This is a genomic window from Pseudomonas sp. Ga0074129, assembly GCA_001465025.1.
Lineage (GTDB): Bacteria > Pseudomonadota > Gammaproteobacteria > Pseudomonadales > Pseudomonadaceae > Aquipseudomonas.
Map to the genome: position 1 here is coordinate 1 of LNDO01000110.1, position 15,904 is coordinate 15,904.

Here is a 15,904-nt window from a genome sequence, read left to right on the forward strand (position 1 = left end):
CTGCGCTTGAATCCTTTGGTGTGAGAGCCTGGATTCTACCGGTGGCTGGCCCTCTGCCTATCGTTTCAAGCGTTGCACTTATTCTATGAATTCAGGCCCTTCAAACGCACACTCAACGCTTCAGCCAGTGGCACTGCTGAGGCCGGGCTCTGGCCAGACATCAGTGCGCCATCGACCACCACGTGCGGCTGCCAGTTGGCGATGCTGCTGTAGTGAGCACCACGACCCTTCAGTTCGTTTTCGAGGGAGAACAGCAGGTGGTGCAGCAACTCGACTTCGGTGTCTTCATCGTTCTTGAAGCCAGTGACTTTGAGGCCCTTAACCAGGTACTCGCCGTCGCTCTTCTTCACGTCACGCAGGATGGCCGGTGCATGGCAGACCATGGCCGTAGAAATCACGGATCAGTTTGATCACGTGGGAGTCGGACGCCAGGTCCCACAGCAGGCCGTAACCACCTGGGAAGAACACCGCATCAAAACCGCTGTAGTCGATGTTGCGCAGCTTGCGGGTGTGCTTGGCAGCGAACAGCGCAACTGGGTCAGCGAGGAAGCGCTCGGTGTATTCGGTGGTGAACGGCGCTTTCATGCTCAGCAGGTCGATGGGCGCTTCGCCGCCGGTTGGCGAGGCGAAGACCACTTCGTAACCGGCCTCGGTCAGGATGTAGTAAGGCGCGGCCAGTTCATGGAACCAGGTGCCGGTCTGCTTGCCGCTGGTGCCCATCTCATCCAGCGAGGACATAACGAGGAGGATGCGCTTCTGTTGGTTGATGTAGCTCATGGTGAATCTCCTATCGAGTTGAGAACGACGTTGAGGGCAGTGGCGAAAGGCCTGTTTGTCCCTTGAGTCGAAGCTGGCGGAGCGCACAAGAAAACCTATTTACTGCATTAGGCATTCGAGGTTCGCTGAGACCTTTAAGATCGCTGCAGCCTTCGACTTGGTGGAGATTCTGGGTTTATTCGGAGTGACCGACAAACGAGATAATGTGTTCACAACACAAAGAAAATCTTTATCTAAACGCGAGCATGAGTGACGCCAACGCAGGCTAGAGTTGGCGTCATACATGCGCGTGGAGATCGCCTTATGCAGTTCGTCAAATACCAGGCCGCTGGCAACGACTACCTCGTTTACCAGGCCGCTGAGCCTTTTGCGTTTAGCCCACAAGACATTGTCAGGATCTGCGACCGCCATCGCGGCCTGGGCAGCGATGGCATCTTGGTGCCCTTGATCGGTGCCGATAAAACCCTGTCAGTCGCGATCTACAACACCGATGGTTCACAGGCCGAGAAGAGCGGTAATGGCCTGCGCATCCTTTGTCGGTATCTGTGGGATCAGGGCGTGGTCTCGCAGGCGCCTTTTCGGGTGACCACTAAAGGCGGCGTGGTCGACTGCCAAGTGCTCGATCAAGGCACTCGAGTGTCCATTGCCATGGGCCGCGCGCGCTTTCTGACGCTGGCTGAACCCAAGGTCGTTATCGAGGGCGAGGCGCTGGAGTTGCATGCTGTGTCGATGGGCAACCCGCATTGCGTGGTGCTTGTCGCTCAGCCGACGCAGGCATTGGCCAGGCGGCTTGGGCCGCTTATCGAAAGGCTCCCGGCGTTCCCTGAACGCACCAATGTGCAGTTTGTGCGGGTGCTCAACCGCCAGCAAATTGAGGTGTACATCTGGGAACGGGGCGTGGGTTATACGCTGTCGTCGGGCACCAGCAGTTGCGCCGCCGCAGCGGTTGCGCACCAGCTGGGCCTGATGGATGCACAGGTTGAAGTGCAGATGCCGGGCGGCGTGATCGCCATCGAGTTGGACAGCGATTACCAGGTACAGATGCAAGGGCCGGTGGGCAAGGTCGGACGCTATTGGCTGGATGACGAGTGCCTTGCCTAGCGGCCCCTGTAAGCATGCCAGATTGATCCGCAACGGCATTGCTCGGGCCTAAACAGCGCTGTGCAGCCTTTGCCCTAAATCTGTGCGTGTTATCACAGCCCTGAATAACAGCACTGACTGTTTTTGCATCTTTCACTATGCTCGCCGACTTTCTTGGGTCGGTTCCTATTCAGGACCGACCCCGCAGTGGATGCAAATGCTGAGCACGGACGCGCGAATCCGATTGTGAGTGACGCGTATGGTTCGCCTAGTTCAGATGCATTTCGCGGCGTGGCGAGCTTGTTGCCTGTCGCCGCTCATTGCGATGCCGCAGGCTCTCTTGCTAGCCGCACGCCACCTTCGCTCAGCCCGCCTTGCCTCGCTAACTCACGGCGCAACACGTCGCTTTACCGCTTCGTTTGCGGCGCACGGCTGCACGCCCGCGCCACTGCCGCTCTGGGTTACCCAACCAATAAAAAAAGGTAAAAGAACATGCTCCGTGTAAGCCTGTTGTGGCTCTCGCTCCTGATGTTGAGCGGATGCCTGGATCTAGGTGGAGGAGGAGGCGGTGGCAGCAGCGGTGGCGGTGCCAGCCCAGAGCCGCGCCCACCGGTTACCGAACCACCTGTAGTAACGCCGCCAGTCGCACCGCCCGTGCAACCGCCCAGCGAGCCAGAGCCTGAGCCAGAGCCGCCCGTCGTTGTGCCGCCCACGGTGCCGGTCGTGCCACCCGTGACGCCGCCCACGGAGAACGACAGCTTTCCCGAGCCAACGGCCGCCGTGCTCGATGAAGTCAATGCGCTGGGCTTTTTTGATATCACGGCCAGCGGCGAACCGCGCCCGGTGCGCAATGACCTGAGCGGCGATCTGGCTGCCATGCTGCAGTTTGTGCAGAGCCATTCGGTCAACCCGCAGGGCAACGAAGCGAACAACATGCCGCGCCTGACCAGTGAGCGCGAAGCGCTGCTGCTGGTGACGCCCGTGCCCACCACGCAGATGCCGCAGCAATTGCGCGTGCAAGTCACGTTGGACGCAGAGCTCAAAGGCGAGTTGCTGCTCAGCCCGCCCGATGATCTGCCGCGCGCCGACCGTACCGGCACGGATGCACGCCCGGATGTGGTCTATTCGCGCCGCGCCTGGTCGGCGGTATTGCCGTGGGACTGGGTCAAGCCGGGCATGCGCCTGCAGGTAATCGATGAGCGCGGAAGGCGTGGCGAACGCGCGGCCGCAGGCTTCGACTTTGCCGCACCAGCCGAGTTGGTGGTGCAGTCAATCCGCGTCGGCATGCTCACCGAACCACCGGTCAGCGATGCGCACTGGATGCTTAACCGACCCGCTCAAGCAGCCACCGAATATTTCCAAACCGTGCCGATTTCTCGCCTGGTGGTTAGCCAATACGAGGACGTTCAACTGGACCGGGTGATGGTCGGCAGCGGCGTGATCTACGACACCGCCAGTGCGGGTGAAGGCGGCGTTTACAGCGGCGACATGCGCGAAAACACGACCAAATCCACCTTCAGTACCGGCATCAACCTGGCCAACTGGGGCATCACCAGCGCCGGCATGATCAGCCAGCAGCAACCTCAACTCACGCAATCGGCGGTCATTCACCATGCCGCGGGCATGTACAGCAACGGGCGACAAACCCACGGCCTGAGCGGCGGCAACGGCATCCTTACGCTGTACAACGCCGTGGGCAACGAGTTCAGCCACGAGATCGGCCACCACTACGGCATCGATCACTATCCGGGCGAGGTCAACGGCAACTACTTCTGGGCCGTGCACCATTACGACAGTGGCTGGGGTTACATCGCCTACCGCAAGCGCATGCGCGCCAACCTGCTGTGGGCGCGTGATAAATCAGCGGCCATGGCCGGCACGCCGGTGTTTAACGAGGCCTATGCTTTTGCCCCCGACGCCATGTCGGGCGGCGACTTCACCAGCGCGCTGTCCAGCTACACGCATTACACCGGCTACAGCACTAAAAACTGGATTCAACCGCGCCTCAACCGTGCGGTATGGGCCGCTGACTCACCCACCGGCTACCGCCAATGGGACAGCACCAGCCTGAAATTGGAAGTGGCGCAGCCGAGGGTGCCGACCTCAAATCAGGTTTGGTACAACAGCGCCGACGGTAATTATCTGAGGCCGCGCCTGTTTGCGGTGCCGGTGTTCACCCTGCTCGGCGGCTATGACCCGGTGAACAACACAGCGGTGCTCTACCCCGCCCTGCGCGGGAACTGGGGCCAGGTCTACAACCTGCCCGCGCCAGACGATAGCGCGACCAGCAAGCAATGCTGGGTGCAGGTGGATTTTGTCGGCGGCGCACGCCAGCGTATCGCCGTGGCCGCGCAGCGCATGGATAGCAATGCCAACAAACTGCACATCAACCTGGCCCAGGCCGAACGGCCACTTACGGCAAGCCTGCAATGCCGCGAGAGCGCCGCAGACAGCCCAGTCGAACTGGCCAACCTGGCCTTCGCGCAAGATCTGCCCGCCATGCCGGCACCGGTGGTGGTGGGCCGTGAAGAACGCTTCCAAGCGCTTTACCGTGAAGAGCGGCCGAAGTTGCAAGCAGCACTGGAGGCCATTGCTGCACAGCCGGTGCTGACTCTCTCCGGCGAAGCGCGCCTGCTCTATGACAGCTACGCCGACCACGCCGACGGCCTCTCGGCAAGCGCGCAACAGGTTATTCAACGCCTCAAAAAACAGGAAGAAAGCGCCCTGCGCCTGAACCGCTGGCTCGATGCCTATGGATCACGTCTGGCCAGCAACAGCGCCGCAGCCAGCGCCCTCGATAGCCTGCTGACCACCCTGCAATTCACTCAGCGCCCGCTGCTGCCGGCCGCCCAGCGCTTCACCCGTAACAACGGCGACTGCGTGCGCACGGCACTCACTGAAGGTCGCTGGAGCGCTTACGTGGCGGCCAAGGCGCAGTGCACGGACAGCGCCGAGGACACCTGGCTGACCGATGCCAGCGGGCGCATCCGCAGCCTGGCACAGCCCAACCTGTGCCTGACGGCCAGCAACGATGTCAGCCTGAGCGAGTGTGACGCCACCCGCGATGCGCAAATCTGGAACTTGGATGCCCTGCCGCTGTTGAAAAACGGCAACCGTTGCATCGACCTGGCAGGCGGCTCTACCACTGGCAAGCTGATCATGTATGGCTGCCACGGCGGAGGAAACCAGCAGTGGCTAGGTCTGAGCCTTTCAGATAACGCCCTGCTGCCACTGCTCAAGGCGCGCAACGTGGTGAACTTTGTGCAGTTCGCGCAAGGGCGCGACAAGGCCGGTGAATGATCACGGCACAGGGTCGCCTGCTGATTGCACTGCTCGGGTTATGCAGTGCATTGCCGACAGCTGCGGTGCAATTACCGCTTAGCGCCTTGGCCGCCGGCACGCCGCTGACTCTGCCAGCCGCCCAGCCCTTAAAAGGCTTGGACGACTGGCGCTTGCACGGCCTATTTCGCCAACCCGGCGGCAGCGGTTGGGCCCTACTGAACATCCCGCCTAGCCAGAACCAGCGCGTCGAGCGTGGGGCGCTGTTGCGCGATGGCATTCGTCTGGCAAGCATCGAGAACGATGGCGTCTGGCTACAGCGCGGCCAGCAGCGGGCGTTTTTGCGCCTGAGTGGCGGCGTGCAACAGAGTGCTGCCGCTCAGCCTGCACAAGAGAGCAAAGCCACATTCGCGCCCTCGGCGAACTGCCAGCAGTTGATGGCCGGCGGGGTTCCCTTGGATGAGTTGATGACAGTGGGCATGTGCCCCTGATGTTGGCCAAGCCACCTGCTCGGCTGCGCTGCACTCAACGCCAACCGGCCCGTCAGGCAGTGGCGATTAGGGCGGGAAGGCCTTAAAGATTGGCCGGGATAATCAGGCCTTTTTGCCGATAGGCTTCAATATCCACACCGAAAGCCCCGCTGTTGTGCACCTCGCGGATGCGGTAGAGGGTGCCCTTGTCGTCGCGCGCGCCATTGGCCAGGTCGATGATGCGCTCCTTGCAGGGCTGCTTCTCGGCATTCAACACGCAGAGCACTTTGGGCTTGAGTTTGCTGCCCGGCGCACAGCCGATGATGATGCCAACCTCACCATTGCTCAGCTCGACAATTTCCCCCGGCGGGTAAATGCCAATCATGCGAATAAAACAGCCGACAATTTCTTCATCAAACTGCGTGCTGGCTGCATCAAACAACACGCGTAACGACTCCAGGCTGGACTTGCCCTTGCTGTAAATGCGGTCACTGTTGATGGCGTCGTAGCTGTCGGCCACGGCAATGATCTTGGCAAAGTAAGGAATCTTGCTGGCCACCAGCCCGCGCGGATAACCCTTGCCGTCCAGGCGTTCATGGTGCGAATAGGCCACGTCCACCGTGGCGGCGGTGATCTGCTGGTTGCTCATCAGCAGCTTGCGCCCTTCGGCAGCGTGGCTCTGCATGATGCGGTACTCATCAGGTGTCAGCGCGCCGGGCTTGTTGAGGATTTCGCTGGGCACTTTGATCTTGCCCACGTCATGCAACATGCCGCACACGCCAACATGCTCCAGCTGATACTCCGGCAGGCCCAACTCTTTACCCAAGGCAATGGAAAGAATGGACACACGCAGCGAATGCTCGGCGGTGTAGTCATCGCTGTTCTTGATACGCGCCAGCCAGAGCATGGCCACCGGGTTGCGCAAAATACTCTCGACGCACTCCTTGACCACGGCCTTGACCGCCGCGACATCCAACTCCTGGCCCATTTTCACGGCCTGCAAAATGCGCAATGACTCCTCACGCGCGGCATGCCACACGGGTGATGCCTGATTGATTTCCTGGCTGAAATCGACCTTGGCAATCTCGGCTTCCAGCCTGGCAGGTTGCGCGAGATTTTCCTTGGCCTGCTGGGCTACGCCCACCGAGCGCTTGGCATCAACCCAGACGTAGTTGCACACCTCTTGCAACAGGCGGATTTCCTGCTGCTGACGAATACGAAAACCTTGAAAGAGAAAGCTGGTGTCCGTCCATGGGCGATCCAGTTCCACCACATACATGCCGATGCTGAGCTGCGCAGCTTCGACTTTGATACGGTCAGTGGGGGTGTTGTCGGCCATGCAGGCTCTCCGCAGGGAGCGGTCAAAAGGTGGCTATTAGCTATTGCCGCGCCGTGATCAGCAAATTGCTTTTGCCTATCGCGGCACTGCCGCCGCCATCGCAGCTGCAGCGCGGCTTAACATTCTGAGCATAGCCAGCCGCGCGCCACGCTGCAGACCAAGATCGACGGAGCGCGCACCCGCCTCTTAGACCGGCTTGCACACGCCCAAACGCTTGGCCAGACGCATCAGATTGGCGCGATCAATACCCAGCTCACGCGCCGCCGCAGCCCAAGCGAAATGATGACGATTGAGGCACTGGCTGATCAGCTGCTTTTGATAGGCATCCACGGCATCGCGCAGCGGGACGGGGTTTGCTGCATCCGCTGCGGCGACGTGGGCGACTTGCACAGGCCCGGACAAGACGACCGGCAGATCCAGATGGGCGCTGTCGATGCTCAAAATACGTGGCCGCTCACTGCTACCGGCCAAGGCCTTGAGCGCGGCGCGGCCAATTAAATGTTCCAGTTCACGCACGTTGCCTGGCCAGTCATAAGCCAGCAGGCTGCTTTGTGCGGCGCCGGTCAGGCGCACATTGCGCAAGCCCAGACGCGCACGGTTTTGCTCAAGAAAGAACCCCGCCAAGAGCAAGGCATCACGGCCACGCTCACGCAGCGCCGGCACCTTCAGCGGATAAACACTGAGACGATGGTAAAGATCGGCGCGAAAACGCCCAGCGCGCACCTCCTCGGCCAAGTCTCGGTTGGTGGCCGCCAGCACGCGCACATTCACCCGCTGCTCGCGGTCGGCACCGACGCGCTGCAACTGGCCGCTTTGCAGCACGCGCAGCAGCTTGGCTTGCGCCGCCAGCGGCAACTCGCCGATCTCATCAAGAAAAAGGCTGCCGCCATCGGCCAGTTCAAACTTGCCGCGCCGCTCGTTGTGCGCGCCCGTAAATGCGCCGCGCACATGGCCGAACAACTCGCTTTCCACCAGGTTATCGGGCAGCGCCGCGCAGTTGAGACTGATCAACGGCCGCATCGAACGCGGCGAAGCGGCATGCAGGGCTTCAGCCACCAGCTCTTTACCCACCCCGGTTTCGCCGCTGATCAGCACGTTCAGCTCGCTGTTGCCGACCAGGGCGATCTCCGCCAACAAAGCTTTGTGCGCGGCACTTTGCCCGATCAACTCCCGTGTGCGCTGCTGCCCAGCGACCTGCTTGTAAACCTCGGCCAATTGGTGCTCGTCCTCGGCACGCTGCTGCAAGCTGTTGATCCGTTCGCTGGCCATCACAGTGGCGGCGGCCAGGCTGGCGAACGCTTGCAGATTGTCCAGGTCGACGCGACCGAAGCTTGCCGGGTCGAGCGAGTCGAGGGTCAGCAAACCCCAGGGTTGATCCTGCACATATAGCGGGCAACCGAGGCAGTCGTGCACGGGCAGGTGACCGCGATGGCCGTCGACCAGGCCGTCATAGGGGTCGGGCATTTCACAGTCGGTGGCAAAGCGCGTCGGCCCGCGTTGCGCAAGCAGGGCCTGCAGGCGCGGGTGCTCGCTCAGTTTGAAGCGTCGGCCGAGGGTGTCAGCGCTCAAGCCCTCAACCGCCAACGGCACCAGCACCTCGCCCTCCAGCCGCAATAAAGCCACCGCATCGCACGGCAGCAGTTGCCGCAACGCTTGCAATAAACGCCGATAACGCTCGGTCTGCGGCAACTCGCGGGACAGATCAGCCACCAGCGGGATCAGCGCCGTGAGCAATGGATTTGCAGTCATATCGACACACTAGCAGTCATTAAGACTCGCTTAATACGCTGTCTAAAAGACACGTAACTTATTAAACAATTGATTTATATAGATAATTTTATTGGCACGCTTTCTGTACTGATCAGGGTGATACGAACCCACGCGCTGCGCAAGTGCAGCACGTCAACCTGACGAGGAAGCCTGTATGTTGACCGCTCCCCACACCGCCCTGATCAAAGCCACCGTGCCCCTGCTGGAGCAGGGCGGCGAAGCCCTGACCCGGCATTTCTACCAACTGATGCTCAGCGAATACCCCGAGGTGCGCGCGCTGTTCAATCAGGCGCATCAAGCGAGCGGCGGCCAGCAACGCGCCCTGGCCAATGCCGTGCTGATGTACGCCCGGCATATCGACAAACTGGAGGCACTGGGGCCGCTGGTCAGCCAGATCGTCAACAAGCATGTGTCGCTGCAAATCCTTCCCGAACATTACCCGATTGTTGGCAGCTGCCTGCTGCGGGCGATTCGTGAAGTGCTGGGCGCGGAGATTGCCACCGATGAAGTGATCGAGGCCTGGGCAGCGGCCTACGGGCAACTGGCGGACATCCTGATTGGCGCTGAAGAGGCCGCGTATGCAGCAAACGCCACGGCCGAAGGTGGCTGGCGTGGTGCACGGCGCTTCCACCTGAGTCGCAAGGTGCAGGAAAGCGAAGAGATTGTTTCGCTGTACCTGACCCCGGCCGATGGCGGTGCGCTGGTAGCGTTTCAACCGGGCCAGTACATCGGCTTGCGCCTGCTGATTGAGGGCACAGAGCAACGGCGCAACTACTCGCTTTCAGCCCTCGGCAATGGCCGTGAATACCGCATCAGCGTCAAACGCGAAGCGGGCGGCCAGGTGTCCAATTACCTGCATGACCAGTTGCAGATCGGCGACAGCCTGGAGCTGTTTGCCCCGGCGGGTAATTTCGTACTGCGCGAGTCAATCAAGCCGCTGGTGCTGATCACCGCCGGCGTGGGCATCACCCCGGCACTGAGCATGCTGGAAGCGGCGCGCAACACGGGTCGCGATATTCACTTTATCCACTGCGCGCGCCACGCCGGTGTGCACGCCTTCCGCGACTGGGTCGAGGCACAGCGCGCCGCACACCCGCAGGTGCGCCATTACGTGTGCTACAGCGAGCCGCGCGCAGGCGATCAAGCCGACGCTGAAGGTTTGCTCAGCATCGAGCAGTTGGCGCAATGGCTGCCTGAGCAACGTGATCTGGACGCTTACTTTCTGGGGCCGAAGCCGTTTATGGCGCAGGTCAAACGGCATCTGCAGCAACTCGGCGTACCCGCGGCGCAGAGCCATTACGAGTTCTTTGGCCCGGCCAGCGCACTGGACAGTTAATCAACCGTTTTAGGGGGTCATGATGTTGGCATCACTCACCTGCCCATCGCGGGCACTGCAACTGGCTAACCGCATGCTGCTGGGCGGTGTGTTGCTGTTACTGATCGGCTTAATCGGCGCGTATGGCCTGGAGGCTCACTTGAGCATCCGCAGCCTGGTGCTCGCCCATGCGCTAACTCTGATTGGGCCAAGCCTGCTCAAGCTGGGTTACGTGCTGCGCCTGGCAGCGCAACTGCAGCAGCGGGCACCGATGGCGTGCGCTGCAGCGGCTTAGAGCACGCCAGCCTCACGCAGCGCAGCGATCTGCTCGGCACTCAGGTTGAGGTAGCGGCTCAGTACCTGCTCGGTGTGTTCGCCGAGCAGCGGGGGTGCATTGCGGTAGGTCACCGGCGTCTCGGACAAACGCAGCGGGCTGGCGACTTGAGGGGTGGTACTGCCCAAGCTATTGGGCAGGTCGAGTCGCAGGCCGCGCGCTTGCACTTGGGGGTCGGCAAACACCTGCGCCAGGTCGTTGATCGGCCCGCAGGGCACGCCGGCAGTTTCCAGCAGCGTCACCCATTCGGCGGTGGTTTTAAACACTGTGGCCTGACGCAGCAGCGGTATCAGTTCGCTGCGATGCGCCACGCGCGCCTTATTGCTGGCAAAGCGAGGATCATCGGCCAACGCCGACAGGCCGGCGACCTCACACAGCTTGCGGAACTGCCCGTCGTTGCCCACGGCGATGATGAAGTTGCCATCGGCCGAGGGGAAATCCTGATAGGGCACGATATTCGGATGAGCGTTGCCCAAGCGCTTGGGCGAGACGCCGGTGTTGAGGTAATTCATCGCCTGATTGGCCAGGCAAGCCACCTGCACGTCGAGCAAGGCCACGTCGATATGCTGGCCGAGGCCGGATTGTTCGCGCTGATTGAGCGCGGCCAACACGCCGACCGTGGCATACAGGCCGGTGAGAATATCGGTGAGGGCGACGCCGACTTTCATCGGCCCAGCCCCGTCTTCGCCATCGGGCTTACCGGTCAGGCTCATCAGCCCGCCGAGGCCCTGAATCATAAAGTCGTAACCGGCACGTTTGGCGTAAGGACCGTCCTGGCCAAAGCCGGTGATTGAGCAATAAATCAGCCGTGGATTAATCGCTTTCAACGATGCGTAGTCGAGGCCGTAAGCCGCCAGGCCGCCGACCTTGAAGTTCTCCAGCAGCACATCGCAGCTCTGCACCAGCTCGCGCACCAAACGCTGGCCTTCAGGCTGGGTGAAATCCAGCGTCAGCGATTGTTTGTTGCGGTTGGCGCTTTGGAAGTAAGCCGCCTCACGCGAGTCATTGCCGTTGGCATCTTTCACATAGGGCGGACCCCAGTGGCGGGTGTCATCACCTGAACCGGGGCGCTCGACCTTGATCACCTCGGCACCGAGGTCACCGAGAATCTGCCCGGCCCAGGGGCCTGCGAGTACGCGGGACAGGTCGAGTACGCGGATATGGGATAGGGCGCCGGGCATGGGGAACCTCGTGGGAGAGAAACGTAGGACGTAGGATGGGTTAGCCGCGAAGCGGCGTAACCCATCGGGCGATCTGATGGGTATCGCTGCGCTCAACCCATCCTACGGTCTTGCAGTTTGGCGCTGCTGTTTAGAAAAAAGCCTGCAGGCCAGTCTGCGCGCGGCCAAGGATCAGCGCGTGGACGTCATGGGTGCCTTCGTAGGTGTTGACCACTTCCAGGTTGACCAGGTGGCGAGCGACGCCGTACTCGTCGCTGATGCCGTTGCCGCCGAGCATGTCGCGGGCCATGCGCGCGATGTCCAGGGACTTGCCGCAGCTGTTGCGCTTCATCATCGAGGTGATTTCCACCGCAGCGGTGCCTTCGTCCTTCATCCGGCCAAGGCGCAGACAGCCTTGCAGGGCCATGGTGATCTCGGTCTGCATGTCGGCGAGTTTCTTCTGGATCAGCTGGGTTTGCGCCAGCGGGCGGCCGAACTGTTTGCGGTCGAGGGTGTACTGACGCGCGGTGTGCCAGCAGAACTCGGCCGCACCCAGCGCGCCCCAGCTGATGCCGTAACGGGCGGAGTTGAGGCAGGTGAACGGGCCTTTCAGACCGCGCACGTCAGGGAAGGCGTTTTCTTCCGGGCAGAACACGTTGTCCATGACGATTTCACCGGTGATCGACGCACGCAGGCCAACCTTGCCGTGAATCGCCGGGGTGCTTAGGCCCTGCCAGCCTTTTTCCAGCACAAAGCCGCGAATCTCGCCGGCATCGTCTTTGGCCCAAACCACAAACACATCGGCGATTGGGCTGTTGGTGATCCACATCTTCGCGCCGGTCAGGCGGTAGCCGCCGTCGACCTTTTTCGCACGGGTGATCATCGAGCCAGGGTCGGAGCCGTGATCCGGCTCAGTCAGGCCGAAGCAGCCGATGTATTCGCCGCTGGCCAGTTTGGGCAGGTACTTTTGCTTGGTCGCTTCGTTGCCGAATTCGTAGATAGGGACCATCACCAGCGACGACTGCACGCTCATCATCGAGCGGTAGCCGGAGTCGATGCGCTCAACTTCACGGGCGATCAGGCCGTAACACACGTAGTTCAGGCCGCTGCCGCCGTATTCGGCGGGGATGGTGGCGCCGAGCAGGCCGGTGTCGCCCATCTCGCGGAAAATCTTCGGGTCGGTCTGTTCATGGCGGAAGGCTTCGAGCACACGTGGGGCCAGCTTGTCGGCGGCGAACTGCTGGGCGCTGTCACGCACCATGCGCTCTTCTTCGGTCAGTTGCTGATCCAGCAACAGCGGGTCGATCCAGTTGAAGCTTGCCTTGCCAGCCATATGCACAATCCTCGGTCGAAATGCGGGGGAGATTTGTAGGAGCCAAGGGACACCTAATCGTTGTTGGCGATCAGAGGTATCGCGAGCAAGCTCGCTCCTACACAAGAAACCATTGGAGTGATCCTAGGCGGCTTATGTCGGGTCGGCAAACGAGTAATACGCAAGCTGTTGTGCGATAAGCTCACTTCAAGATAGGTTTAGTCGGCCTATTTCCTTTAAAAATGTGAGGGTTACGCACAGATGCGCCGCAAAATCCCCAGCACCGCAGCCTTGATCGCCTTCGAGTCCGCCGCCCGTCACCAGAGTTTTACCAAAGCGGCGCAGGAGCTCAGCCTGACCCAGGGCGCGGTGTGCCGGCAGATCGCCGCGCTGGAGGCCTTCCTTAATGTCGAACTGTTTCGCCGCTCACGCCGTGGCGTGCTGCTCACCGAGGCCGGGCAGTCGTATGCCAAGCGGGTGGCCGGGCAGCTCGATGCGGTGGAGCGTGACACCCTGGCGGTAATGGGTCAGCAGGGTGCGATGAGCATCGAACTGGCGGTGGTGCCGACCTTTGGTACGCAGTGGCTGTTGCCGCGCTTGAAAGACTTTCAACGCCTGCACCCGGAAATCACCGTCAACCTGACCAACCGCACGCGGCCCTTTCTGTTTGCCGACACCGCGTTCGATGCGGCGGTGTACTTCGGTGATGGCGATTGGTCCGGCACTCGCGCACACCTGCTGATGGGCGAAAACCCCATGCCGGTGTGCAGCCCGGCCTTGCTGAACGGCCAAGCGCAATTAAGTGCTGAGCAAATCGCTCAACTGCCGCTGTTGCAGCAAACCACCCGCCCCTACGCCTGGCAGCAGTGGTTCAGCGCGCAAGGGCTGAACACCCCGCGCGACATGGCAGGTCCGCGCTACGAGCTGTTTTCCATGTTGGCCCAAGCGGCGATCCATGAGATGGGCGTGGCACTGATCCCGCCATTTCTGATCCGCCGGGAACTGGCCGAAGGCCAGCTGGTGGTGGCGCTCGATCAGGCACTGACGGATGACGACAGGGCCTATTACCTGATTGTGCCGGAGCGTAAATCCGAGTCGGCAGCGCTGAATGCCTTTCGCGATTGGTTAGTGACTGAGGCCGCGCAGTACCGCCAACAACCGGCCTAAGCCCTGCCCGGCCAGCCATATGGTTGAAAAGCGCTTAGGTAGTGAAGACAAAGTGCAACTACACGTTTAACCGACGTAAAAGCCCCTCAAAGCCTTGCAGCCACTGGCCTGAAGGCTATTTTTTACGGACTGTGCGTTACATTCCACACATCAAAGGATTCGATCAACGGTCATCCAGCTCGCGTATGACATTTACCCCCTCAAAGCGCCGTCATTGGTGGTTTAAGCCAGAAACCACGGGGCCTGCGCGCGGTATGAAAAGTAGTCATAGGCCTATAACTTGTAGTAATGCAATTTTCTAACTCCATAACTTCTTGAATGGGCTGACGTTCGCCTGCAAAATGCCGCGCCCGCCATTTTTGATCGGGATTGTGCTGATCCTCCCCCTTGCCCGCGTGCCATCCGCAGTGCGCCGGTTCACTAAAAAGATCACGCAGGAGAATTGAAGTGCACATCGGTGTTCCTCTCGAAACCCATGCCGGTGAGACGCGCGTTGCCGCGACTCCCGAAACCATCAAGAAGCTGATCGGCCAGGGCCATCAGGTGACAGTGCAAACCGGTGCCGGCGTCAGCGCCAGCATTCCGGACAGTGCCTATGAAGCCGTTGGCGCCGCTATCGGTAATGATGCCGCTGCTTTTGGTGCCGATTTGGTGCTCAAAGTAGTCGCCCCAACCGAAGCCGAACTGGCCCACATGAAAACCGGCGCAGTGCTGGTTGGCATGCTCAACCCGTTCAGCAACGAGACCATCGCGCGCATCAACGCTCGCGGCGTCACCGCTTTCGCTCTGGAGGCCGCCCCGCGTACCTCCCGCGCGCAGAGCCTGGACGTACTCAGCTCGCAAGCCAACATCGCCGGCTACAAAGCCGTGATGCTCGCGGCCAATCACTATCCGCGCTTTATGCCGATGCTGATGACCGCTGCCGGTACGGTAAAAGCGGCACGTGTGCTGATTCTCGGTGCCGGTGTGGCCGGTCTGCAGGCCATCGCCACGGCCAAGCGCCTGGGTGCGGTGATCGAAGCGTCCGATGTGCGCCCTGCGGTTAAAGAGCAGATCGAATCGCTCGGTGCCAAGTTCGTTGATGTGCCGTTCGAGACCGACGAAGAGCGCGAGTGTGCACAAGGTGTGGGCGGTTACGCTCGGCCGATGCCGGCTTCGTGGATGGAGCGTCAGGCCAAGGCGGTGCACGAAAAAGCCAAGCAGGCTGACATCGTCATCACCACCGCACTGATTCCGGGCCGCAAGGCACCGACCCTGCTGCACGAGGCCACCGTTGCCGAAATGAAGCCGGGCTCAGTAGTCATCGACCTCGCCGCTGCGCAAGGCGGCAACTGCCCGCTGACCGAAGCCGAACAGGTGGTGATCAAGCATGGCGTGACCATCGTTGGCCACAGCAATCTGGCGGCCATGGTGCCAGCCGATGCTTCGGCACTGTATGCACGCAATCTGCTGGACTTCCTCAAGCTGGTTATCGACGGCGAAGGCAAGTTCCACCTCAACCTTGAAGACGACATCGTTAGCGCGTGCCTGATGTGCCGCGATGGCAACGTCGTGCGCACTAACGGCTAAGGGGAGCATCACCGATGGATATGATTTCTGACGGTATCTACAACCTGATCATCTTCGTGCTGGCCATTTACGTGGGCTACCACGTGGTGTGGAACGTTACACCGGCCCTGCACACCCCACTGATGGCCGTAACCAACGCCATTTCCGCCATTGTCATCGTCGGTGCCATGCTGGCCGCCGCGCTGACCGTGACCCCGCTGGGTAAAACCATGGGCACCCTGGCCGTAGCCCTGGCCGCAGTAAACGTCTTCGGTGGCTTCCTGGTCACCCGACGCATGCTGGAAATGTTCAAGAAGAAAGCGCCGAAAGCCGCTGCAGTGGAGAAGCACTGA

Annotated in this window: 12 protein-coding genes and 1 pseudogene; 8 read left to right on the forward strand and 5 right to left on the reverse strand. The window is 61.1% G+C overall.

Annotated features, from left to right (window positions below; genetic code table 11):
* Positions 1-83: 83 nt before the first annotated feature.
* Positions 84-777, reverse strand: a pseudogene (locus AUK77_RS18985) (type 1 glutamine amidotransferase domain-containing protein).
* Positions 778-1,080: 303 nt separating this feature from the next.
* Between AUK77_RS18985 and dapF the strand changes: the two are divergent.
* The 3 genes from dapF to AUK77_RS17235 all read left to right on the forward strand — a co-directional run bounded on the left by dapF (position 1,081) and on the right by AUK77_RS17235 (position 5,627).
* The gene (gene dapF / locus AUK77_RS17225; RefSeq protein WP_296132169.1) at positions 1,081-1,878 is read left to right on the forward strand and encodes a diaminopimelate epimerase; all 798 of its coding nucleotides are present in this window, start codon (positions 1,081-1,083) and stop codon (positions 1,876-1,878) included.
* 471 nt (positions 1,879-2,349) lie between these two features.
* Complete coding sequence (locus AUK77_RS17230; protein WP_296132171.1) at positions 2,350-5,157, forward strand: M66 family metalloprotease; 2,808 nt, start codon at positions 2,350-2,352, stop codon at positions 5,155-5,157.
* Entirely contained in the window at positions 5,154-5,627 is a 474-nt protein-coding gene (locus AUK77_RS17235; protein ID WP_296132174.1) for a hypothetical protein, read from the forward strand. Before AUK77_RS17230 ends, AUK77_RS17235 begins: the two co-directional genes overlap by 4 nt.
* Before the next feature lie 82 nt (positions 5,628-5,709).
* Here AUK77_RS17235 and AUK77_RS17240 read toward each other — a convergent pair whose 3' ends face one another.
* Positions 5,710-6,945, reverse strand: a complete 1,236-nt coding sequence (locus tag AUK77_RS17240) for an HD-GYP domain-containing protein (RefSeq protein ID WP_296132177.1) — start codon at positions 6,943-6,945, stop codon at positions 5,710-5,712.
* Between the two features lie 186 nt (positions 6,946-7,131).
* A complete protein-coding gene (gene norR / locus AUK77_RS17245) occupies positions 7,132-8,694 on the reverse strand; it encodes a nitric oxide reductase transcriptional regulator NorR (protein ID WP_296132179.1) in 1,563 nt (520 codons plus the stop codon).
* A 175-nt stretch (positions 8,695-8,869) separates the two neighbouring features.
* Between norR and hmpA the strand changes: the two genes are divergently transcribed.
* Positions 8,870-10,051: an NO-inducible flavohemoprotein gene (gene hmpA, locus AUK77_RS17250; protein ID WP_296132182.1), complete on the forward strand. Its 1,182-nt coding sequence runs from the start codon at positions 8,870-8,872 to the stop codon at positions 10,049-10,051.
* Between the two features lie 22 nt (positions 10,052-10,073).
* Complete coding sequence (locus tag AUK77_RS17255) at positions 10,074-10,325, forward strand: transmembrane sensor/regulator PpyR (RefSeq protein WP_296132184.1); 252 nt, start codon at positions 10,074-10,076, stop codon at positions 10,323-10,325.
* Here the strand turns inward: AUK77_RS17255 and AUK77_RS17260 are convergent.
* On the reverse strand, positions 10,322-11,545 hold the full coding sequence (locus tag AUK77_RS17260; RefSeq protein WP_296132187.1) for a CaiB/BaiF CoA-transferase family protein: 1,224 nt from the start codon (positions 11,543-11,545) through the stop codon (positions 10,322-10,324). The two genes, AUK77_RS17255 and AUK77_RS17260, sit on opposite strands and share 4 nt — an antisense overlap.
* A 130-nt stretch (positions 11,546-11,675) precedes the next feature.
* The gene (locus tag AUK77_RS17265) at positions 11,676-12,857 is read right to left on the reverse strand and encodes an acyl-CoA dehydrogenase (protein ID WP_296132190.1); all 1,182 of its coding nucleotides are present in this window, start codon (positions 12,855-12,857) and stop codon (positions 11,676-11,678) included.
* Between the two features lie 240 nt (positions 12,858-13,097).
* On the opposite strand from AUK77_RS17265, the gene AUK77_RS17270 reads away from it, so the two are divergent.
* The 3 genes from AUK77_RS17270 to AUK77_RS17280 all read left to right on the forward strand — a co-directional run bounded on the left by AUK77_RS17270 (position 13,098) and on the right by AUK77_RS17280 (position 15,904).
* Positions 13,098-14,003 carry a LysR family transcriptional regulator gene (locus tag AUK77_RS17270; RefSeq protein ID WP_296132191.1) on the forward strand — a complete coding sequence of 302 codons (906 nt, stop codon included), beginning with the start codon at positions 13,098-13,100 and terminating at the stop codon, positions 14,001-14,003.
* 447 nt (positions 14,004-14,450) lie between these two features.
* Positions 14,451-15,572 (forward strand): Re/Si-specific NAD(P)(+) transhydrogenase subunit alpha, encoded by a 1,122-nt coding sequence (locus AUK77_RS17275; RefSeq protein ID WP_296132194.1) that lies wholly within the window; start codon positions 14,451-14,453, stop codon positions 15,570-15,572.
* Between the two features lie 14 nt (positions 15,573-15,586).
* Positions 15,587-15,904, forward strand: a complete 318-nt coding sequence (locus tag AUK77_RS17280) for an NAD(P) transhydrogenase subunit alpha (RefSeq protein WP_090378897.1) — start codon at positions 15,587-15,589, stop codon at positions 15,902-15,904.